Genomic DNA, 22640 nt, shown 5'->3' on the forward strand with positions numbered 1-22640 from the left:
CCCTGAGGCGGGCCGCACGGCTCGGACCTTCGGCGAACGGGCGGGGCCGCGGATCGGACCAAGGTCCGAGGCGGCCTCGGACCATCAGAGCCCAGTTCGCCGGACCTTCGCATGTATTGGGCGGGCTGGAGCCCGTGGAACACTCCCCTCAGCGCGAAGGAAGAGCGGATCTTCCGAAGTAACGGAGGGGCTGTCATGGGCGTCGAGTTCAACCGCACCGACCTGGAGTTCGTTCTCACGCAGATCGAGATGGCGGAGGCCGGGCAGGACCCCGTCAACCCGCACCTGACCTTCGGCCTGCGGCACGTCGACGGCACGGACAACAGCGTGGTCGCGGGCCAGCCCCTCTACGGCTCGGTCGACCAGCCCTTCCCGCGGCTCACGAACCCGGTCTTCCAGAGCGCCGACCCCTCGGCGTTCGGCCCCCCCGGCGGTCCGGCGACCTCCTACGCCAGCACGGCCGGCAACGTGTTCGACGCCGACCCGCGCATCATCAGCAACCTGATCTCCGACCAGTCGCTGAACAACAACGCGGCCGTGGTCGCCGCCCTGAAGCTCACGGGCTCGCAGGACCCGGACGCCGACGCCGCCCGGGTGGCCACCGCCTGGGCGGCCGTGAAGGCGGCCAAGGCCGGCACCGACGCGGCCCTCCTCGTCCAGAAGAACGCGGACCTCGCCGCGCTCATCGCCGAGCTCGGCCTCAAGGTCGAGAACGGCAGCCTCTACATCGAGAACGTGACGCCGGATGCCGGGCTCTCGGCGCCGTTCAACACGCTCTTCACCCTGTTCGGCCAGTTCTTCGACCACGGCCTCGACCTGATCGCCAAGAGCAGCGCCAGCGGCACGGTCTTCATCCCGCTCAAGCCCGACGACCCGCTCTACGTGCCGGGCGCGCAGACGAACTTCATGGTGCTGACCCGCGCGGCCAACCAGCCGGGGCCCGACAAGATTCTCGGCACGGCCGACGACGTCCACCAGAACACCAACCAGGTCACGCCCTTCGTCGACCAGAACCAGACCTACACCTCCCACCCCTCGCATCAGGTCTTCCTGCGCGAGTACATGACCGGCTCGGACGGACGGCTGCACGCCACCGGCCGCCTGCTCGAGGGGAAGACCGGCGGCGAGCCGACCTGGGCCGACGTGAAGGCCAACGCCCTCAAGCTCGGGATCCTGCTCTCCGACGAGGACGTGAACAACATCCCGCTCCTGGCCACCGACGCCTACGGCAACTTCATCCCGGACCCGGTCACCGGCGGCGTGCAGGTCGTCTTCAAGGGCGCGGACGGGATCGCCGGCACCGCGGACGACGTGCTGCGCTCCGGCACGCCGCAGAGCCCGGTCTCGACCGTGGGCGCGGTCCGCACCGGCCACCAGTTCCTCAACGACATGGCCTTCGGCGCCGCCCCGAGCGACCCGGAGGCGCCCGGCACCCATCTCAACCCCGATGCCGACACGATGGCGGGCGGCCCGCCCCCGGCCACCGGAACCTACGACAACGAGCTCCTCGACGCGCACTACATCGCGGGCGACGGGCGCGCCAACGAGAATTTCGGCCTCACCGCCATCCACGAGATCTTCCACGACGAGCACAACCGGCTCGTCCAGCAGGTCAAGGACCTCGTGACGAAGGAGCTCGTGGAGAACGGCGACACCGCCTTCGCGAGCCACTGGGTGCTCGACGGCGCCGACCTCTCGGACGGCATCCAGGACAACGAGTGGAACGGCGAGCGCCTGTTCCAGGCCGCCAAGTTCGGCACCGAGACGCAGTACCAGCACCTCGTCTTCGAGGAGTTCGCCCGCAAGGTCTCGCCGGCCATCCACCTGTTCGGCAACACCAACGTCCATCTCGACGCGGCCATCACCTCCGAGTTCGCCAACGCGGTCTACCGCTTCGGGCACTCGATGCTCGACGAGGACCTCAACGTCTACACGCTCCAGGGCAAGTACCTCGACGCGAACGGCAAGCCGACCGACGCGGTCACCGGCACGCTGAACCCGCTCGCGGGCACGCCGCTCCTCGACGCGTCGGGCAAGCCGGTGCTGAACGCGGTCGGCCTCATCCAGGCCTTCACGAACCCGCTGGCCTTCGCCGCCATGGGCACGGACGCGGCGGGCCAGGTCGCCCTCGGCACGCTCAACCAGGCCGGCAACGAGATCGACGAGTTCGTCACGGGCGCGCTGCGCAACAACCTGCTCGGCCTGCCCCTCGACCTCGCCGCGCTCAACATCGCCCGCGGCCGCGAGACCGGCGTGGCGCCGCTCAACCTCGTGCGCAACCAGATCTACGCGCAGACCCACGATTCGTCGGTCAAGCCCTACGAGAGCTGGACCGAGTTCGGCCAGTACCTCAAGCACGACGCCTCGCTGGTCAACTTCCTGGCGGCCTACGGCACCCACTCCTCGATCCTCGGCGCGACGACGCTCGACGCGAAGCGCGTCGCGGCGCTCGCCCTGATCGAGCACGGCAAGGACGGGTATTCCGGCGGCGGCCTGACGGCCGCGGAGATCAAGGACGCCCACGATTTCATGCACAGCATGGGCGCCTACGCGAACATCACCGACCCGGCGGCGCTGAAGGACAACGGCAACGCGCTGCACGACGCCAGCGGCGCGATCCCCTTCTGGAGCACGGGCAGCATCACCGGCCTCGATCAGGTCGATCTCTGGATCGGGGGCCTGGCCGAGAAGCAGAACCTGTTCGGCGGCCTGCTCGGCTCGACCTTCGACTACATCTTCCGCATCCAGCTGGAGAACCTGCAGGACGGCGACCGGCTCTACTACCTGCCGCGCCTCGAAGGCACGCACTTCCTCGGCGAGATCGAGAACAACGCGTTCGCCGAGATGATCATGCACAATCTCGGCACCAAGCACATGAGCGCGAGCGTGTTCCTCACGCCCGAGTTCACGGTCGAGGCCAGCGCCGTCAACCCGGACGACGTCTCGACCTGGACACGCAACGAGAGCGGCAAGCTGATGATCGAGGCGAGCTGGGTGCTCGACGATCACGGCAACCACGTGAAGGGCTCGGACGGGGCCGACGTCAAGTCGATCCACTTCCTCGGCGAGGACAACTTCTTCGGCAACACGATGGTGCTCGGCGGCACCGAGCACGACGACCACCTGTTCGCCGGCAACGCCGACGACGACACCGTCTACGGCGACGGCGGCAACGACGTCATCGACGGCGGCAACGGCAACGACTTCCTCTACGGGGGCGCCGGCGACGACCGCATCACCGACACGGCCGGCGACGACACCATCCACGGCGATGCCGGCGACGACTGGATCGACGGCGGCATCGGCGACGACATCATCTTCGGCAACGACGGCAACGACACCCTGTCGGGCGGCAAGGGCATCGACGACATCCAGGGCGGCCAGGGCAACGACGTCATCTACGGCGGCGAGAACGACGACGAGATCCAGGGCAACGAGGGCGACGACTGGATCGAGGGCGGCCAGGGCGGCGACCTCCTGGTGGGCGATGCGGGCGCGCCGACCGGCCAGCTCCCGCTCTACGGCGCCGACGACGTCCTGATCGGCGGCACCTGGCTGCCGACCGGGCCGGACGGCCACCCCGTCACCGGGCCCGGCACCGACGTCGCGGCCAACGGCGGCGACCGCATGCAGGGCTTCAGCGGCGACGACATCATGATCGGCGGCGGCGGCTTCAACCGCTTCGAGGGCCGCAACGGCTTCGACTGGGCCTCCTACGAGTTCGACCGGCTCGGCGTCTCGGTCGACATGAACATCAAGGACTTCATCCTCGATTCCCCGCCGCTCTCCCCCGACGCGATCCGCGACCGCTTCATCGAGACGGAGGGCCTCAGCGGCTCGTCCTACGACGACGTCCTGCAGGGCACGAACGACGCGGTCGCCGACCCGACGAACGAGCTCAACAACATCACGCTGATCACCGGGCTCGACACGTTCTTCTCGCCCGACGCGCCGGTCCACTTCTCGGGCGGCAACATCATCCTGGGCGGCGGCGGCAGCGACCGCATCGAGGGCCGGGCCGGCAACGACATCATCGACGGCGACGCCTACCTGCACGTCCGCCGGGAGGGCGGCCAGATCGTCCGCGAGATCCTCGACGGCGGCCGGCCGAACGACGTCGACACCGCCGTCTACTCCGACATCGCGGCCAATTACGTCATCGGCGCCCGCACGGCGGACGGCCGCGGCTGGGACGGCCTCGACGCCGAGGGCTTCTTCTCCGTCGTGCACGTCACGGTGGGCGGCGGGGGCGGCGGCGGGGCGGCGGGCGGCGGCGGGGTGAACCCGGTCGTCGACGACGGCGCCGACAAGCTGCGCAACATCGAGCGCCTGGAGTTCCAGGACGGCGTCCACAGCGTCGGCGAGTTCGTCCCGACCACGCCGGTCAAGAACCAGATGCCGTTCGGCACCGTCGAGATCGGAGGCAACCCCGTCATCGGGACGGTCCTGACGGCGACGAACTCGCTCCTCGACTTCGACGCCATCGGCTCGACCAACCCGGCGGCCTCCGTCGTGCCGACGGTCACCTACCAGTGGGAGTACCTCGATCCGGCCCGCGGCGAGTGGGTGCCGATCACGGGAGCCACCGGCGCCGAGTACAAGGTCTCCGCCTTCGTCGTCGGGCAGGCGCTGCGCGTCACGGCCTCCTTCGTCGACGCCCTCGGCTACCGCGAGCACGTCGCCTCGGCCCAGACCGGCGTCGTCACCACGCCGCCGAACGTCAACACGGCGCCCTTCGTGGTGCCGCAGCAGGGCCAGGTCGGCCTGCCCGACACCAGCGTCCTCGAGAAGGGCGCGGTCAACCTCTACCTGCCCGTCACGACCGTGTTCGGCGACGCGCAGACGCCGGCGGCGCAGCTCACCTACACGGTCACGCTGGCCAACGGCCACCCGCTCTCCGAGATCGGGCTCAAGGTCGAGAACCTCGTCGCCCAGAACGGGTCGCTGCGCATCACCGGCACCCTCGCGGCGAGCGTCACCGGGCCCGTCGACCTCAAGGTCAGCGCCACCGATCTCGGGCCGGGCACCCCGCTCACGGTCACCGACATCTTCCGCCTGAACGTGGTCCACCCGACCCCCGGCTCGCAGGCCGTGATCAACGGCTCGCTACAGGACGGCTACATCGCCGGCGCCACCCTGTTCATGGACTCGAACGGCGACGGCTTCCGCCAGAGCTTCGAGGCGCAGGCTACCACCGACGCCACCGGCCACTTCACCCTGGTCGGCAAGCCCGGCACGCTCATCGCGACGGGCGGGAACGGCGCCGTCGACACCGCCACCAACCTCGCCTTCAACGGCACCTTCAAGGCCCCCACCGGCTCCCTCGTCATCACCCCCCTCACCACGATCCTCGTGGAGCTGATGGGGCTCGGCGCGAGCCTCACGGGCGCCCAGAACCAGCTCCGCTCGGCGCTGAGCCTCGCCTCGGGCGTCGACGTCACGCAGATCGACCCGATCGCCACGGTGATGGATCCGGAGGCGTCGCCGGCCGACAAGGCGCTCGCCGAGCACCTCATCGTCACGGCCTCGCAGATCCTCGACACGGTCGCGATCCTGCAGGCCGCCTCCCCCTTCGGAAACCCGATGGGCGGCATCGTGTCGATGATCGCGTCCGGCGAGCCCTTCGACCTCGCGAACCCCGCCACCGTGGCGGCCCTCGTCGCGCAGGCCGGCTTCTTCCCGCCCTTCTCGACCGAGGTCGAGGCGCTCCTCAACGCCCATAACGGTCTCGTCTCTGCCCAGGCCGCATCGGGCGACGGCCTCGACTTCCTGGTCGGCGTCGCGGCGGTGAACCGGGTCGCGCAGGGCGCGGCCTCCGAGGGCCTCGCCGGCTCCTACGGCGCCGAGGAGATTGCGGGCCTGCTCCAGAAGTTCACCGGCCCCGGCCTCGCCGAGCAGGTGGGCTTCGCCAAGCACCATGTCGGCGACGTCGACGGCAACGGCCATGTCGAGGGCGACGGCGACGAGACGCCGCCCGGCCTCGCCATTACCTCGGCCGTCGAGCCTGAGGGCGCCGGCAAGCGCACCATCTCCGGCACGGCCGGGCTCGACGATGCCGGGATCACCGTGCACATCCTCGACAACGGCACCGAGATCGGCACCGCCATCGTCGACGGCACGGGCCACTGGAGCGTCGAGGTCGAGATCGCCGGCGGCGGCGAGCACCGCATCGTCGCCTCGGGCACCGACGCCGCCGGCAATACCGGCCAGAGCCAGCCCGTCACCGTCATGGTGGACGGGACGCCGCCCGCGGCGCCGAGCGTCGCCCTCGACCACGACACCGGCGCCTCGGCCGAGGACCGAGTCACGAGCGATCCCGAGATCGCGGTGACGCGGGCCGAGTCCGGCGGCACGCTGAGCTACAGCATCGACGGCCACGACTACGCGGCGGCCTACGACGAGAGCGAGCTGACGGACGGCGAGCACACCGTGCGGGTCCGGCATACGGACGCGGCCGGCAACGTCTCGGAGGCCGGCACCCTCACCTTCACCCTCGACCGCACCGCCCCCGCGGCCCCGGGCCTCGCCCTGGCGCACGACACCGGCACGGCGGGCGACAAGGCGACCTCGGACGCGACCCTCCTGCTCGCGCCGGCGGAGACCGGCGGCAGCTACGCCTACAGCGTGGACGGGGGTGACTACGCCGGCAGCTACGATCCGGCGGCGCTCGGCAACGGAGAGCACACCGTCTCGGTCAAGCACACCGACGCGGCGGGCAACGTCTCCGAGGCGGCCTCGCTGACCTTCACGGTCGACCGGGCGGCCCCCGCCGCCCCGACCCTGGCGCTCGCCCACGACACCGGCACGGCCGGGGACGGGCTGACGCAGGATGCGGGCCTGATCGTCGGCGGGACCGAGATCGGCGCAACCCTGAGTTACAAGGTCGACGGAAAAGCCGTCGACGCCTACGACCCCGCGGCCCTCCTGGACGGGCGGCACACGGTCTCGGTGACGCAGACCGACGCGACGGGCAACGTCTCGGAGGCCGCCGCCCTCAGCTTCACCCTCGACCGGGCGGCACCGGGTGCGCCGACCATCACCCTCGCCAACGACACCGGAATCGCGGGCGACAGGCTCACCCGGGACGCGAGCCTCGCGATCATTCCGACCGAGTCCGGCGGAACCGACACGTACAGCGTAGATGGCGGTGCCTACAGCGGAATTTACGCTCCGGGCAGCCTCGCGGACGGCCAGCACACCATCGCGGTGAAGCACACCGACGCGGCCGGAAACACCTCCGAGGCGGGTCATCTGACCATCACCCTCGATACGGCAGCTCCCGCGATCCCGACGCTCGCGCTCGCCAACGACACCGGCACCGCGGGCGACCGCATCACCGGCGACCCGCGGCTCGTCGCGACGGGCGCCGAGGCCGGCGGCAGCTTCAGCTACAGCGTCGACGGCAAGGCCTACGGCGCCTACGACCCGGCGAGCCTCGCGGACGGCCAGCACACCGTCTCGGTCAAGCACACCGACGCCGCCGGCAACGTCTCGGCCGCGCGCTCCCTGACCTTCACCCTCGACACCACCGCCCCCGGGGCCCCGGCGCTGGCGCTCGCCAACGACACCGGCGCCTCCCAGACCGACCGCATCACCAGCGACGCCCGCGTCACGGCGACGGCCTCGCAGCCCGGCGCCACCCTGAGCTACAGCCTCGACGGCGCCGCCTTCGGGAGCAACTACGACCCGGCCTCGCTCCCGGACGGCAGCCACACGCTGGCGGTGCGCCAGACGGACAGCGCCGGCAACACCTCCGCCCCGGCCTTCCTCACCTTCACGCTCGACCGCGGCGCGCCGCAGGCCCCCGCCGTCACCCTCGCCGACGACACCGGCCTCGCCGGCGACGGCATCACCCGGGACGGCCATCTCTCGGCGACGCCCGCGGAGGCCGGCGGCACCCTCGCCTACGTCGTGGACGGCAAGGTGTCGGCGACCTACGACCCCGCCACCCTCGGCGACGGCCAGCACAGCGTGGCGCTCCGCTACACCGACGCGGCGGGCAATGCCGCGACCTCGGCGCCCGTCAGCTTCACCCTCGACACCACCGCGCCGACACTCTCCGTGGAGATCTCCGGCTCCGGTCACACCGTCGGCCACACGGTCTCCGGGACGATCGGACCGGCGGATGCGGGCGCCGTCATCACCGTCCGGGACGGGTCCGCCGTCCTCGGCACGGTCACGGCGGACGCGGCCGGCACCTGGAGCCTGCCCGTCCTGATGACGGAGGACGGCCCCGGCCACCACTACGCCCTCACCGCCACCGCCACCGACGCGGCCGGCAATGTCGGCCACAGCGAGAGCTTCGTGTTCGACCTCGATTTCTCGGGCAATCGCGACCTGTTCTGCACGGTCGGCCACGACATGCGGAGCTTCGAGGGACAGGTCTACGCCCTCTACGACGCCATCCTCGACCGGGCGCCCGACGCTGCCGGGCTCGAGGGTTGGGTCGGCGCGATGCGGAGCGGCATGAGCCTTCGGGATGTCGCGGACGCCTTCCTCCACTCCGCGGAGGCGCAGGCGAAGTTCGGCGGCCTCGACGATCGCGGCTTCGTCGGGCACCTCTACGAGACCGCCCTGCACCGCTCCGGCGAGGCGGCCGGCCTCGATACCTGGACCGGCGCCCTCGGCCACGGCGCGAGCCGCGCCGACGTCGCCCTCGGCTTTGCCCTCTCCGGAGAGAACGTCGCCGGCCTGCAGGCGGCGCTCGGTTCGGGTATCTACGTCGACGACCACGCGGCGACCGACGCGGCCCGGCTCTACTACGCCCTCCTCGACCGCGCGCCGGACGCGGCCGGCCTCCAGTCCTGGACGCAGGCGCTCAAGGGCGGCCTGTCCGAAGCCGGCATGGCGCAGGCCTTCCTCGGCTCGGGCGAGTATCAGGGCAAGCACGCCGGCCTGTCCGACGCGGCCTTTATCGATATGCTCTACGAGAACGCGCTCGGCCGCCACGCCGAGACGGCGGGCCTCGCGAACTGGACGTCAGCCCTCGGGCACGGGGCGACGCGGGCGGAGGTCGCGCTCGGGATCGCGCAGAGCGAGGAGGCGCACCACCACCTCGCCGGGCACATCGAGCAGGGCTGGCACCTCGTCTGATCTCCTGTGCCCCGATCCTGACGGCCGGGCCCTGCGCCCGGCCGTTGCCGTCCGGCAACCCTGTCGACGGCGCAAGCTCGACCGCTCGACCCGCCGGCCGTTCCGCGGCATTCTGCCCGCGCCGCCTCGTGCGCCGGATCTGGGAGACACTCGATGGAACGCCGTGATTTCATGACCGCGATCGGGGCCGCGGCGGCCTTCGGCGCCGTCGGCTCGGCCAGGGCGCACGAGACGGGTCACGACCATGCCGGGCACGGAGCTGCCGGCCACGAGCACCCGCCGAAGTACAAGGCCCTCTCGGAGGCGAGCGCGCACTGCGTCTCGACGGGCAACAACTGCCTGCGCCACTGCTTCGGCATGCTGGCGATGAAGGACACCAGCATGGCCTCCTGCACGGCCTCGGTCCACGATCTCGTCCAGGCCTGCACGGCACTGGAGGCGCTGGCCGCCGTCAACTCGCCGCACACGGCCGTGCTCGCCAAGGCGGTGGGCGAGATCTGCACCGCCTGCGGCAAGGAGTGCGACAAGTTCCCCGACATCGCCGAGTGCAAGGCCTGCGCCGCCTCCTGCCGGGCCTGCGCCGAGGAGTGCCGCAAGCTCGCGGCCTGAACCTCCCCTTCAAGCCTCGAACGGCGCCAGCTCCGGCTCGTCGATCACGCCGTCGGATTCCGGCTGGGCCGCCGTCCGCCGGCGGGACAGGAGCAGGATCAGCACGGGCAGGATCAGCAGGATCAGGAGCGGCGCCAGCGCCATGCCGCCGACGACGACCAGCGCCAGCGGCTTCTGGACCTGCGAGCCGACACCCGAGGACAGAGCCGCGGGCAGGAGCCCGACGCCGGCCACCACGCAGGTCATCACGACGGGCCGCATCTGCGTGAGGCAGGTGCGCATCATCGCGCTGACGCGCTCCTCGCCCGCCGCGAGCAGCGCGTTGAACTGCGTGATCACGATGATCCCGTCCATCACCGCGATGCCGAGAAGCGCGATGAAGCCGATCGCCGCAGAGACGCTGAAGGGGGTGTCGGTGAAGACCAGGGCGAGGATGCCGCCCGCCACCGCCATCGGGATCACGCTGAGGGCGAGCAGCGTGTCGACGACCGAGTTGAAGTTTACGAAGAGCAGGATCGCGATCAGGGCCACCGCGAGCGGCACCGTCACCGAGAGCCGGGCCAGAGCACCCTGCATGTTGTTGAACTCGCCGACGAGCTCGAGCCGGTAGCCGGGCGGCAGCGGGACTTCGGCATCGACGCGCTGGCGCGCCTCGATGATCGTGCTGCCGAGGTCGCGCTCCCGGACGCTGAACTTCACCGGCAGGTAGCGCTCCTGGCCCTCCCGGTAGATGTAGGCCGGCCCAGACACCAGACGCACGCTGGCCACCTCGCTGAGGGGCACCTGCACCACCGTGCCGTTCGGCCCCTGGCCCGCGATGCGCAGGTTTCGGATCGCGCCGACGCTCTGCCGATACTGGGAGGCGAGGCGCACGATGATCGGGTAGTGCCGGTCGCTCCCCATGTCGTAGAGGTCGCCGGCGCTGTCGCCGCCGATCGCGGTGCGGACCGTGGTGTTGATGTCGCCGGGCGTGAGACCGTAGCGGGCGGCGCGCACCCGGTCGACGTCGATCTGCACGGTGGGCTGGCCGAGGGAGGTGAACACGCCGAGGTCGGTCACGCCTGACACCGTCTTCAGGACCGACTCGACCTTGCGGGCGACGTCGGTGAGCGTCTGCAGGTCCGGCCCGAACACCTTGAACGAGTTCTCGCCCTTGATGCCGGAGACGGCCTCCGCGACGTTGTCCTGCAGATACTGCGAGAGGTTGAACTCGATGCCCGGGAACTCCGCCCGGAGCTTGTCGAGAAGCTCCGCGGTCATGCTCTCCTTGGTGACGCCGGGACGCCACTGGTCCGCCGGCTTGAGGGGCGCGAAGAACTCGCCGTTGAAGAAGCCGGCCGCGTCCGTGCCGTCGTCCGGGCGCCCGTGCTGGGAGACGACCCGCTCCACCTCCGGCACCGCGGCGATGATCCGGCGCATCCGGTTGACGTAGAGGTTGCCCTCCCGGAGCGAGATCGTCGCCGGCATCGTGGCGCGAAGCCACAGATTGCCCTCCTCGAGCTTCGGCAGGAACTCGGAGCCGAGATTGCGCGAGGCGAAGCCGACACCGACCGTCAGGAGGGCGGTCAGTCCCAGCACCAGTGCCTGGTTGCCGATCGCCATGCGGATCGCGGGTCGGTAGAGGCGGTCGAGGGTGCGCACGAGGACGGTCTCGACCTCCTCGATATGCTCCGGCAGCAGGTAGGCCGAGAGGACGGGCGTCACCGTGAAGGTCGCGATCAGGCCGCCGAGCAGGGCGTAGGCGTAGGTCTGCGCCATCGGCCCGAAGATGTGCCCCTCGACGCCCGTGAGGGTGAAGAGCGGCAGGAAGCCCGTGACGATGATGATGGCCGCGAACACGATCGAGCGGCTGACGTCGCTCGAGGCGCGGACGATCGCCCCGAGCTTGCCCGCGAGACCCTTGGCGGCCCCGCCCGCGGAGGGCGGTCCGTGCCCCGAGAGGCGCCTGAAGATCGCCTCCACCATGATCACGGTGCCGTCGACGATGAGCCCGAAATCGAGCGCGCCGACGGAGAGGAGATTCGCGGACTCGCCCCGCAGCACGAGGATGATCACGGCGAAGAACAGCGCGAAGGGGATCGTCGCTACGACGATGATCGCGCTGCGCAGGTTGCCGAGGAACAGCCACTGGATCACGAGGATCAGGCTGATGCCGAAGATCATGTTGTGCAGGACGGTGTGGGTCGTGACCTCGATCAGGTCCGATCGGTCGTAGATCCGCTCGATCCGGACCCCGGGCGGAAGGATGCCGGAAGCCTCGATACGGGCGACCTCCGCCTCCACCGCCTTGATGGTCGGCGTGCTCTGCTCGCCGCGCCGCATCAGCACGATGCCCTGCACGATGTCGTCGTCGTCGTTCATGCCCGCGATGCCGAGGCGGGGCTGGTGGCCGATCGTGACCTGGGCCACGTCGCGTACCAGCACCGGCGCGCCGCCCGATTGGGTCAGCACGGTCCCCTCGATGTCGTCGGTCGACCGGATCAGGCCGACGCCGCGCACCACGGCCGACTGGCTGCCGAGGGTGATCCGGTTGCCGCCGACGTTGAGGTTGCTGTCGTTCAGCGTCTTCACCACCCCCGCCAGGGTGAGGCCGTAGGCGCTGAGCTTGTCGATATCGACGCTGATCTCGAAGGTCTTGGTCTTGCCGCCCCAGCCGATCACGTCGATGACGCCGGGCACGGCTCGGAACCGGCGGCGCAGCACCCAATCCTGCAGCGTCTTGAGGTCGAGCACGCTGTAGCCGGGCGGCCCGGCGAGCTTGTAGCGGAAGATCTCGCCGATCGGACTCACGGGCGAGATGGTGGGCTTGGCACCGTTCGGGAGCTGATCGAGTTGGGCGAGGCGGTTCAGCACCTGCTGCTCGGCCTCGTAGTAGGTGTACTCGAAGCCGAATTGCAGCTTCACGTCCGAGAGGCCGTAGAGCGAGACGGTGCGGACCTGCTTCAGGTTCGGCAGGCCCGAGGTGATCACCTCGATCGGCACCGTGATGTAGCGCTCGATCTCCTCTCCGGAGAGGCCCGGCGCCTGCGTGACCACGTCGATCATCGGCGGGGTCGGATCCGGATAGGCCTCGATGTTCAGCGTGCGGAACGCCGCGAGCCCGCCGATCAGGAGGAGCACGAAGGCGAGCACGACCAGCACGCGCTGCCGCAGGGCGAAGGCGACGATGGCGTCCATGTGAGTGTTCCCCCTGGCCGGCGCCCGGCCGGCCGCGCGATGCGGCGGCTCCTCCGGGAGCCGCCCGCGCCCTCAGCCCTGCGTGGCCATCCGGTCGACGAAGAGCGACCCGCGCGAGATCACGCGCTCGCCGGTCTTCAGGCCGTCGAGAACCTCGATCGTGCCGCCGTCGACGATACCCGGCTTGATCTCCCGATTCTCGACGGAGTTGTCCGGTTTCAGGACCCAGACGCTCGCCTTGCTCCCCTCGAGGATCACGGCGGCCCGCGGCACCGAGTGGGAGAGGCTCTCGCGCTCGTTGATGATGCGCACGCTCGCGAACATCTCGGGCTTGAGCAGGCCCTGCGGATTGTCGATGTCGGCGCGCACCACGATGCGGCGCGTCACCGGATCGACCGCGGCGCCGATGTAGTTCACCCGCCCTTCGAAGACCTTGTCGGGCAGCGACAGGACGCGGAAGGTCAGGCGCTCGCCGAGATCGACCTTCGCGGCATCGCTCTCTCGCAGCTGCGCGATGAGCCAGACCTTGGAGAGGTCGCCGATGATGTAGGACGGGTCGCTGCCGCCGGTGCCGATATACTGCCCGGGGCCGATCTTGCGCTGGATCACCGTGCCGGAGAGCGGCGCGTAGATCGTCGTTGTGGGATTGATCGCACCCTTCTGCAGGGCCGCCATCTCCTCGTCCTTGAGGCCGAGGATGCGCAAGCGGTTGCGCACCGCCTCCAGCCCGACCTCGGTCGTGCGCGCGTCGTTCGTCGCCGAGGTGAGGTCGTTCTGCGCGTTCTGAAGCTCGCGCAGGGTCGTCGTCCGCGACTCGAAGAGGTCGCGTTGGCGCTTCTCCACGGCCTGGGCGAGGGTGAGCTGCGAGCGGCTCTTGTTGAGGACGTTGAGGGCCGCGAGGTAGTCGTTCTGGGCTTGGACCATCTCGTTGGCCTGCAGGGCGAAGAGCGGGTCGCCCTGCTTCACCTGCTCGCCCGTGCGCGCCAGGATCGACACCACACGTCCCGGATAGGGCGAGAAGATCGGGGTGGCGCGGTACTCGTCGACGCCGACCTTCCCCTCGGTGGCGATCTCCTCGAAGAAGAGGCGCTGCTCGACGGGCTCGCTCGTCAGCGTGGCAAGTTGCGTGGGCGTCAGCACGAAGCCGCCGGCCGGAGCCGCCATCGGTGTCGCCGGCCGCTGCACGGCCGCGTCGGCGACGCTGCCGCGCTGCAGGAAGGCGTAGCCCAGCAAGCCTGCGACCGCGAGGCCGGCGAGAATGAGGAGTTGCGTGCGCAGCCTCAGCCCGATCGGGCGGAGGTGCTGACCCTTGATGTCGCTCATCGGAGGAGGCTCAGGCGTTCGCGCTGGAGGGCGGCGTAGGTTGGGACACGCGGTTCATCGGCCGCTCTCATGCATAGACGGGCGATCCGACACCAGTCCTGAACGCCGCGAGCGCGTCGGTAGGCCAACATTTTGACGGGTCCGTGACTGATTTCACCCAGCCCAACATGGCAGAACACTGAGACCCCGAGGCGCGCTCCCGAAAACGATCCTGCCGCCCTTACAAAGATGGGCACGTTGTCGTGAGCGACCGGCGCCCGAACGCCTTCGAGTGGCCGCCTCGCTCCATCGGCCGGGTGCCCGGTCGCCGGCGCCGTGCTCATCCGCCGCGCAGTCTGTGATCTCTGAGTTGTGAATGCGCGTAGAGATCGAGCGGAAGTTCAGGGTCGCCCATGACGGGTGGCGGGCAGCAGCGACCGGGTGCCGCATCCTCAAGGATGGCCTCGTCGGACAGTTGGAGCGGGGCAAGGTGCGCGTGCGGCTCGAAGCGGATCGCGCTTGGCTCACGGTCAAGGGCGCGCGCAGCTGCCTCGCCGAGGTCGAACTGGCGCACGAGGCGCAGGATTTCGACCGGCCGGACTGGCTCGGCGCGGAGGTCACCGGCGATCTCCGCTTCCGGCAGACGGCCCTGCTGCATCTCTGCGGCCAGCCGGACGGTCAGCGCGCACTCGCCGATCTCCTGTCGATCGATCCCGCGCGGCAGGCGATGTCCCGCCGCGCTCAGGCGATGGCCCCGCCGCCCTTCCGCGTCACCGCGACGATCGCGGGACGAGGCGGCATGTCGGGGCGGAAGTCGGGCCAGCGGGTCGAGGGCTGATCGAAGCTCGCGGGGATCGCATCGTCGTCCGACTCGCCCGGGTGCTGGACGGCGACGAAGAAGGTCTCGTCGTCGGGCGTGAAGCAGGGGCCGCACAGCTCGGCGCCGATCGGCACCCGGAAGAAGTGGCGCGACGTCGCCCGGCGCGGCCCGTCCGTCTCGACCGCCCAGATCCCGTCCGCACGGCCGGTCGCCTTGCGCGAGTTCCCGTCCGTCGAGACCCAGAGCCGGCCGCGGCTGTCGATAGTGCAATTGTCAGGCATGCCGAACCAGCCGTTCTCCGTCGTCTGCGACGAGAAGGTCGCGCCTGCGGCGGGCGGCCCGCACCGCACCAGGATCTCCCAGCGGAAGGCCGTCGCGGAATGGTCCTCGTTCTCGGGAAGCATCTCGATGATGTGGCCGAAGGCATTCTTCGGACGCGGGTTCGCCGCGTCGACCTGATCGGCCTGTCGCCGCCCGTTGTTCGTCAGCATCACGTAGACGCGGTTCGAGCGCGGGTTCGCCTCGATGTCCTCGGGACGATCCATCTTGGTGGCACCGAGGATGTCGGCGGCCCGCCGCGTCTCGATCAGCACGTCGGCCTGCGAGGCGAAGCCCGCGGGCGCGTCGAGGCCGCCGGTCCCGTGGACGAGCGGGAGCCACGTCCCGGTGCCGTCCGCGTCGAAGCGCGCCACGTAGAGCGTGCCGGCATCGAGGAGATCGCGGTTCGCCGCACGGTCGCTCGGGTCGACGCGGCCCGCGGTGACGAACTTGTAGACGTAGTCGAAGCGCTCGTCGTCGCCGAGATAGACCACGTAGCGGCCGTCCCTGGCCACGATGCCGGCCGCACCCTCGTGCTTGAGGCGCCCGAGCGCCGTCCGCTTTTTCGGCACGGAATGAGGGTCGAACGGGTCGATCTCGACGACCCAGCCGAAGCGGTTCGGCTCGTTGGGCGCCTTCGACAGGTCGAAGCGGTCGTGGAAGCGGCCCCAGCCGTAGAAGGGGCCGCCGAGCCCGTAGCGTCGGGCGTTCTCGGCCTCGCGGCTCCCCTCGGGCAGCGCTCCGATGAAGTAGTAGTGGAAGTTCTCCTCGCCCGAGAGCCAGGTGCCCCAGGGCGTGATCCCGCCCGAGCAGTTGTTGATCGTGCCGAGCACGCTCCGGCCGTTCGGGTCGTCTGAGGTGCGCAGGCGCGGATGCCCGGCCGCCGGCCCGGTGATCTCCATCGGCGTCTCGGCGGTGATGCGGCGGTTCAGGCCGGAGCCGAGCACCGGCTTCCAGCGTCCGTCCTCGCGCCGGATCTCGACGACCGAGCCGCCATGCGCGGCGATCTCCACCGCGACCTGCTCGCGCGAGAGCACGTCGAGGCTGGTCTTGCGGCTCTGCGGCCCGAGCCCCGGGAACATCAGCTCGCTGTTCGTGTACTCGTGATTCACGACGAGGAGCCCGTGCTCGCTCGATCCGCCGATCGGCAGGTAGCCGACGAAGTCGTTGTTGTACCCGAACTGCCGCCGCTGACGCTCCGCATCCTGCGCCCTCGGGTCGAGGGGCGCCGCATCCGAGAACAACGGGTCGCCCCAGCGCAGGAGGATGTCGGCCTCGTAGCCCTCGGCGACGTGGTGCGTCTCGTCCACGCCGGCCTCGATCTCGGGGAACGCGAAGCTCCCCGCCGCCTCGGCCTCCTCGGCGGACAGGAGCGGCGCGCCGAGTCCGGCAGTGAGGGCGGAGGCGGCGAGTGCGCCGCGCATCAGGTCGCGCCGACTGAGGCGGACGGCGATGAGATCGTCGAGGGTCGGGTGAGCCCCGATCTCACCGGCACCCGTTCCGGGCTCAGGATTGCGGACGCTGCGTCCGTTCGACATCGCGGTGGGCCTCGGACTGGAGAGGGCTGCAGGAGCGCGGGAAGCTCCCGCATCCGCATGTCAGACCTGTGACGGGAAATCAGGCGAGGCCGTAGAGCGTTCGCTCGGCCCGCACGCCGCGCAGGCCGAACGTGCCCAGGCGAACGGTCGGCCGCGCGCAGCGGCGGGCGACGTCCTCGGACAGGACGATGCTGCGCCCGAGCTCGTCGCAGAGCGCCTCCATCCGGCAGGTCTCGTTGACTGCCCGTCCGATCACCGTGAAGTCGAGCCGGCGGCTCGCCCCCACATTGCCGTAGACGACCTCGCCGTAATGCAGCGCCACGTCGACCGCGAGCGCCGGCTCGCCGCGGCGACGCCGCGCCGCGTTGAGCGCGTCGTTCCTTGCGACGGCCTCCTCGGCCGCCCGGAGCGCGGCCTCGCAGCTCGGACAGGGCAGGCCTCCGGCCTCGCGCACCGGAAACACGGCGAGCATCCCGTCGCCCAGAAACTTCAGGATCTCGCCCCCCTCCGCGGTGACGGCGTCCCCGATCGCCTCGAAATGCTCGTTGAGCCACGCCACCACCTGCAGCGCGTCGGCCCGCTCCGTCAGGTCGGTGAAGCCCTTGAGGTCGGCGAACAGGATGGCGGCGGCGATGCGCTCACCCTCGCCGCGGCGGATCTCTCCGGCAAGCACGCGCTGCGCGGTGTTCGGGCCGAGATAGACGCTGAGAGCGCTCGCCGCCGTGCGCGCCGCGCTCGCGCGGTAGGCCGCGAGCCCGAGCGCCGGCATCAGGCCCGCGACCGCGGCGATCTCGGATGCCGTGAACCCGCCGGGGCGATCCGTCGCGAAGGAGAAGGCGAAGCCGCGCACCACGGAGCCGCCGTCGCCGAAGGTGACGAGGCGCATCACGTAATCGGTGCCGCCGGCCTCGCGCAGTGTCGCGAGTAGCTCGAAATCGTTCGAGCCCTCGCCCGCCTCCAGTCGCCAGCGGAACTCCGCGAGGTCCTGTGACAGCAGATGGTAGATCACGCTGCGCTGGAAATTCCGCTCCTGCTCCGGCCCGTGCAGGAAGGTGCCGACCGTCACCGGCTGATCGCGCCACCATTTGTGCGTGAGCGCGCGGAAGTGCGGATCGATGGTGGGCAGGTCGAGGCTCGCCCGCCAGACCGGCACGCCCCGCGCGACGAGCCGCTCGCAGATGCCGGCGAGCAGGCTGCCGAGATCGTCGGTGGCGAGAGCGTGCCTGAGGATCCAGTCGATGAGGTCGTGGGGTTCGGCCGAAGCGTCCATGCGGCAGATATGCGACTCGAAACGTGCCGGAGCGTAACCTCGTCGCGCTCGGGGCGCAGGAGGAGCGTCCTGGCGAAAAACAGATTCCTGCCGAAATCGGCAACAGCGGATTATCTCAGTAAGACCGCCCCTCTCTCCGCAGCATTAGACTTCCGAGTGTTTCCTGATACTGTCGATCTTACGACGGTCGGCAGTGCTTCGACCGTGCGGTTTCGTACAGGACCGCCGGCAAGCGAGGCCGTCCTGTGGTGTGACGCGCGAGATCCCTCCCGCCCCTTCCCGGGCCCCAGCGGAGACGGTTCAGATGGCACCGCCGACCCTGCAGAACTACTACGACATCTCCCGCTGGATGTACGGGTTCCCGGACAGCAACGCCCTGCCTCCCATCCCGACGGGACTGCAACCGTTCGTCTACGGCGGCGGCCAGTTCGACTCGGGGCTCCTGCCGAGCGGCTTCCACGGAGCGTCCTTCCTGACGCAGGGTCCGCAGCCGGAGGTCGTGATCGGGTACGAGGGCACCGATACGGCGGGCATCGAGGAGCGCCCGGACTTCCTCCTCGCGCAGGTCGAGGCCGACGTCGCGCTCTATTTCGGTGGTGTCCCGACAGCGCTCACGGACGCCGTGGCGTTCAGCCGGCAGGTGATCGCCGCGGCGGCGCTGCAGGGGATCACGGCGGACCGCATCACCATCACGGGCCACTCGCTCGGGGCGGCCGAGGCGGCCTACGTCGCGGCCGAACTCGGCGTCGACGGGCTGACCTTCGCGGCACCCGGCCTGTCCACGACGCAGATCCCGTCGAGCGGAGCCGGCACGCTGACGAACTACGTCGAGTATCTCGACCCGATCGCGAACTACAGCTTCACCCCGGTCAATTACGAGACCGAGTTCCTCTGGAGCGACACGATCCGGCGCGTGGGCGATCCGACCTATATCGGGTCAGCGCTCGAAGAGGCGCTGCGCGGGCTGCTCTCCAGCGCGGGCGACCAGTTCGGCCCGAATTCGACGCTCGCCGACCGGACCGCCGGCCTCGCCGCGTTCGGAGCCCTCGCCCTCACCTACCACCCGCTCACGAACTACGGCGCGGATCTCAATCTCCTCGAGAACAACACGCCGATCCTGGTCGACGGCAGCCGCATCGTGTCAGGGCGCGACTACCTGCTGCTCTACGGCGACATCGCCGACCGCAGCGGTCTCGTCAGCGATGCCTTCTACACGATCTCCAACCCGGACGTTCGGGCAGCCGGGCTCGACGCCGAGGGGCACTACGCCGCCTTCGGCTGGCGTGAGGGCCGCGATCCGGACGCGTTCTTCTCGACTCTGGGCTACCGGGCGGCCTACTCCGATGTCGGGCGCGCGCAGGTGAACCCGCTGGCGCATTACGACCAGACGGGATGGCGCGAGGGGCGCGACCCCGGCGCGAACTTCGACACCGATCTCTACCTCCTGCGCAATCCCGACGTGGAGGCGGCCGGCATCGATCCTCTCGCCCACTACCTCGATTTCGGGCGCTACGAGGGGCGGGCAGCGCCGGATCCGGCCATCGGACGGGCCGCGGACCTCGGCGCCGCCCGCGGCTTCGACGCGGCGTTCTACCTGCTCGACAACCCGGACGTGGCGCGGGCAGCGCTGAACGCCGGTGACACCCTCACCTACGCGCGCCAGCATTACCTCGCCTTCGGCTGGCGGGAGGGCCGCGACGGCAATGCCTACTTCGACACGGACGCCTATCTGGCGGCCTACGGCGACGTGCGGGCGGCCGGGATCGACCCCCTCGCCCACTACGACGCCTTCGGCTGGCGGGAAGGCCGCGACCCTTCGTCCACCTTCGACACGCAGGCTTACCTCGCCCAGAACCCCGATGTCGCGGCCGCCCGCATAGACCCTCTGCTGCACTTCCTGACGCAGGGCATCTACGAGGGTCGCACCGCGACGGCGGGCGACATCTGACACGCGATCCAGGCCGGGCGAGTCAGGCCGGGGCTGAGCGGACGCGCGGAGCCCGGCGGCTCACGAAGGGCGAGCCCGCGAGCAGAAAGCGCCAGGGCGTCTCGGCCCCGCGCGTGATGCCGATCCTCGGCCCGGCCTCGATCGTCCCGCCCGGCGCACCGGGCTCCACCCGGAAAGGCGGGCGGTCGAGGGGCAGGCCGTCCTGCTCGGCCGTGATGCCGAGGGCCTGGCACAGCCGCCCGGGCCCAGCGCAGAGAAGGCGCGGGTCGGAGAGCGCCCGGCGCGCGCGCATCGTCTCGAGCCCGCAGGTCGGCTCGAGCGCCCGGATGAGAACGGCGCTTCCCGGCTCGCAGACGACGTTGAGGCACCAGTGCATCCCGTACGAGCGGTACACGTAGGCGTGCGCGGGCAGCCCGAACATGCTGGCGTTGCGACGCGTCGGCCCGGCGAAGCTGTGCGAGGCCGGATCCGTCCTGTCGTAGGCTTCGGTCTCGACGATGATCCCACCCGCCTCCTCGACCATCAGGCGCCAGCCGATCAGGTCCGGCGCGACGCTCGCGGCAGGCCGGTCGAAGAAGGCTGAGGAAGGCATCATGACGATGGGGCGGAGGTTCGGGTGAAGAGGCGGGGATCGTGTCCTCCCATCGCACACATCTACGCGATCTCTCAGCGCAACCTTCGCGCGAATCAGTCAAAGTCATCTCTCGCGCGTCGCGCGGCCGCCGGTGCGGCTCCTCGCGTTCGGAGATGGTGAGGATGAGACGGATCGCGGTGCCCGTGCTCGCAGCCCTCGCGGCTGGCGTCTGCTTGGCCGGTGGTGCAGTGCCCGCGCGCGCCGCGGACTACTTCGAGGCGGAACCCCTTCCGCCCCCCGTCGTGACGCGGCGGACCATCGTCGAGCGGCCGGTGCTGCTGCCGCCCCGCCGCGCCGTGCGCGAGGTCATCGTCGAGCGTCCCATCGTGTACCCTCCGCCCGTGGTGCGGGAAGTGATCGTCGATACGCCGATCGTCTACCCGCCGGGCCCTTACATCCCGGCCGCCGTCCAGGCGCGGATCGGGCTGTTCGAGACCCGTTTCGGGCCGAGACCCTTCCCTTACGCGGGAATCGATCCACTGGATTGAGAAGCCGCATTCGAAACCTCGGCCGCGCGGCGTGGCGTGGCCGTAGAGGCAAATATGTGCTCCCGCGCACATCGAAGAGGATGCTCGGGACGAGACCCCGGAGCAGTTTTCAGTTCTTCAAGCCGCTGGTTTCGTTAAATAAAATTCCGTCGGCCGCGACTTTGCCCGCGCCTGCCGAGAGCATCTGAGCGCGCTTCCAGAAATTGACGATTATTGACGATCGTCAATTTTGTGGCAGCTTATGGCTGCCGGACGAACCCGGATGCCCGATATCGCGAGGGCTCCCATGAAGTGGTCTCCTCTTTCCATCGCCCCCGTCCTAGCGGTCGCAGCCATCGGCCTCGCCGGCTGTGACGAGGCGCAGACTTCGACAGCCCGACCCGACACGACCCGGCCTGTCCTCGTCCAGCGCGTCGCCGCCGAGAGCCGGGTGCCCGAGCGCAGTTTCGTGGGCACGATCCGCCCGCGCATCGAGAGCGATCTCGGCTTCCGCGTGCAGGGCAAGGTCGCGCGCCGCCTCGTGAATGTCGGCGACGTGGTCAAGGCGGGCCAACCCCTGGCGAGCCTCGACGAGATCGATCTCAATCTCCAGACCGAGCAGGCGGAGGCCGAGCGCCGGGCCGCGAACGTCGCGTTGGAGCAGGCCGAGGCCGACCTCAAGCGCACCCTGACGCTCGCCGCGCAGGGCTGGACCGCGACCTCGGTCACCGACCGCCAGAAATCCGCCACCGAGGAGGCGCGCAGCCGCCTGCTCCGTGCCGAGCGCGCCCTGAACCTCGCTCGCAACGCCGCCTCCTACGCCGTGCTGAGCGCCGACGCGGACGGCGTCATCACCGCGACCTCCGTCGAGCCGGGTCAGGTGGTCTCGCCCGGTCAGGCTGCCATCCGGCTGGCCCGCACGGCCGAGCGCGAAGCCGTGGTCGCGGTGCCCGAGGCGCTCGTCGGCCGGGCGCGGGAGAACGGGGCGAGCGTCTCGCTCTGGTCGCAGCCGAACGTCCGCTACCGGGCACGCCTGCGCGAGCTCGCGCCCGCGGCGGACGCCGCGACACGAACCTATCTCGCCCGCTTCTCCCTCCCCGACGCCGATGCCGCCGTGCAGCTCGGCATGACGGCCACCGTGACGCTGACGGCCGACGCCGCCGAGCGCGTGGTGCGCCTGCCCCTGGCCGCGCTCTTCAACCAGGGCAGTGGTCCCTCCGTCTGGACGGTCGACGACGACGGGCGCCTTGCACTGAAGTCCGTCTCGGTGGCGGCCTACGAAGCGCAGGACGCGCTGATCGGCGCCGGCCTCTCCGAAGGCGAGCGCGTGGTGCGGCTCGGCGTGCAGAAGCTCGATGCCGGGCAGCGCGTGCGCGCCGTCGAGGCGATGGATTTCTGAGGCCGGCGGCCAGGCCCGCCTCGAAGCGAGGCGGCCTCCGATCTGCGAAGGCAGGGAGCGGATCC

Annotated in this window: 11 protein-coding genes; 6 read left to right on the plus strand and 5 right to left on the minus strand. The window is 70.3% G+C overall.

Annotated elements, in window-relative coordinates; translation table 11 throughout:
- Window positions 1-195: 195 nt before the first annotated feature.
- A complete protein-coding gene (locus MOX02_RS16765; RefSeq protein WP_170267901.1) occupies window positions 196-9093 on the plus strand; it encodes an Ig-like domain-containing protein in 8898 nt (2965 codons plus the stop codon).
- A gap of 153 nt (window positions 9094-9246) precedes the next feature.
- Window positions 9247-9702 carry a four-helix bundle copper-binding protein gene (locus tag MOX02_RS16770; protein WP_147026947.1) on the plus strand — a complete coding sequence of 152 codons (456 nt, stop codon included), beginning with the start codon at window positions 9247-9249 and terminating at the stop codon, window positions 9700-9702.
- Window positions 9703-9711: 9 nt separating this feature from the next.
- Here MOX02_RS16770 and MOX02_RS16775 read toward each other — a convergent pair whose 3' ends face one another.
- Window positions 9712-12879, minus strand: a complete 3168-nt coding sequence (locus tag MOX02_RS16775) for an efflux RND transporter permease subunit (protein ID WP_147026948.1) — start codon at window positions 12877-12879, stop codon at window positions 9712-9714.
- A gap of 72 nt (window positions 12880-12951) precedes the next feature.
- The gene (locus MOX02_RS16780; RefSeq protein WP_147026949.1) at window positions 12952-14202 is read right to left on the minus strand and encodes an efflux RND transporter periplasmic adaptor subunit; all 1251 of its coding nucleotides are present in this window, start codon (window positions 14200-14202) and stop codon (window positions 12952-12954) included.
- A 355-nt stretch (window positions 14203-14557) separates the two neighbouring features.
- On the opposite strand from MOX02_RS16780, the gene MOX02_RS32965 reads away from it, so the two are divergent.
- Window positions 14558-15019: a CYTH domain-containing protein gene (locus tag MOX02_RS32965; RefSeq protein WP_373866759.1), complete on the plus strand. Its 462-nt coding sequence runs from the start codon at window positions 14558-14560 to the stop codon at window positions 15017-15019.
- On the opposite strand, the gene MOX02_RS16790 is transcribed toward MOX02_RS32965, so the two are convergent.
- Both MOX02_RS16790 and MOX02_RS16795 read right to left on the minus strand, forming a co-directional pair.
- Window positions 14923-16743 (minus strand): PhoX family protein, encoded by a 1821-nt coding sequence (locus MOX02_RS16790; RefSeq protein WP_238178810.1) that lies wholly within the window; start codon window positions 16741-16743, stop codon window positions 14923-14925. The two genes, MOX02_RS32965 and MOX02_RS16790, sit on opposite strands and share 97 nt — an antisense overlap.
- Before the next feature lie 193 nt (window positions 16744-16936).
- Window positions 16937-18127, minus strand: a complete 1191-nt coding sequence (locus MOX02_RS16795) for an adenylate/guanylate cyclase domain-containing protein (protein ID WP_147026951.1) — start codon at window positions 18125-18127, stop codon at window positions 16937-16939.
- A gap of 304 nt (window positions 18128-18431) precedes the next feature.
- Between MOX02_RS16795 and MOX02_RS16800 the strand changes: the two genes are divergently transcribed.
- Window positions 18432-20075, plus strand: coding sequence for a hypothetical protein (locus MOX02_RS16800; RefSeq protein WP_147026952.1), 1644 nt, complete (start codon window positions 18432-18434; stop codon window positions 20073-20075).
- A gap of 22 nt (window positions 20076-20097) precedes the next feature.
- Here MOX02_RS16800 and MOX02_RS16805 read toward each other — a convergent pair whose 3' ends face one another.
- On the minus strand, window positions 20098-20670 hold the full coding sequence (locus tag MOX02_RS16805; RefSeq protein WP_147026953.1) for a DNA-3-methyladenine glycosylase: 573 nt from the start codon (window positions 20668-20670) through the stop codon (window positions 20098-20100).
- Window positions 20671-20831: 161 nt separating this feature from the next.
- On the opposite strand from MOX02_RS16805, the gene MOX02_RS16810 reads away from it, so the two are divergent.
- Both MOX02_RS16810 and MOX02_RS16815 read left to right on the plus strand, forming a co-directional pair.
- Window positions 20832-21197 carry a hypothetical protein gene (locus MOX02_RS16810; protein WP_147026954.1) on the plus strand — a complete coding sequence of 122 codons (366 nt, stop codon included), beginning with the start codon at window positions 20832-20834 and terminating at the stop codon, window positions 21195-21197.
- Window positions 21198-21483: 286 nt separating this feature from the next.
- Window positions 21484-22575, plus strand: coding sequence for an efflux RND transporter periplasmic adaptor subunit (locus tag MOX02_RS16815; protein WP_170267902.1), 1092 nt, complete (start codon window positions 21484-21486; stop codon window positions 22573-22575).
- The last annotated feature ends 65 nt before the right edge of the window (window positions 22576-22640 follow it).

This window comes from Methylobacterium oxalidis, from assembly GCF_007992195.1.
Lineage (GTDB): Bacteria > Pseudomonadota > Alphaproteobacteria > Rhizobiales > Beijerinckiaceae > Methylobacterium > Methylobacterium oxalidis.

Bases quoted from the DNA above. Each gene is read 5' to 3' on its own strand.
- MOX02_RS16770 (WP_147026947.1), top strand. From the start codon at position 9,247: ATGGAACGCCGTGATTTCATGACCGCGATCGGGGCCGCGGCGGCCTTC.
- MOX02_RS16780 (WP_147026949.1), bottom strand. From the start codon at position 14,202: ATGAGCGACATCAAGGGTCAGCACCTCCGCCCGATCGGGCTGAGGCTG.
- MOX02_RS16810 (WP_147026954.1), top strand. From the start codon at position 20,832: ATGAGACGGATCGCGGTGCCCGTGCTCGCAGCCCTCGCGGCTGGCGTC.
- MOX02_RS16790 (WP_238178810.1), bottom strand. From the start codon at position 16,743: ATGCGCGGCGCACTCGCCGCCTCCGCCCTCACTGCCGGACTCGGCGCG.
- MOX02_RS16805 (WP_147026953.1), bottom strand. From the start codon at position 20,670: ATGATGCCTTCCTCAGCCTTCTTCGACCGGCCTGCCGCGAGCGTCGCG.
- MOX02_RS16795 (WP_147026951.1), bottom strand. From the start codon at position 18,127: ATGGACGCTTCGGCCGAACCCCACGACCTCATCGACTGGATCCTCAGG.
- MOX02_RS32965 (WP_373866759.1), top strand. From the start codon at position 14,558: ATGCGCGTAGAGATCGAGCGGAAGTTCAGGGTCGCCCATGACGGGTGG.
- MOX02_RS16800 (WP_147026952.1), top strand. From the start codon at position 18,432: ATGGCACCGCCGACCCTGCAGAACTACTACGACATCTCCCGCTGGATG.
- MOX02_RS16815 (WP_170267902.1), top strand. From the start codon at position 21,484: ATGAAGTGGTCTCCTCTTTCCATCGCCCCCGTCCTAGCGGTCGCAGCC.
- MOX02_RS16775 (WP_147026948.1), bottom strand. From the start codon at position 12,879: ATGGACGCCATCGTCGCCTTCGCCCTGCGGCAGCGCGTGCTGGTCGTG.
- MOX02_RS16765 (WP_170267901.1), top strand. From the start codon at position 196: ATGGGCGTCGAGTTCAACCGCACCGACCTGGAGTTCGTTCTCACGCAG.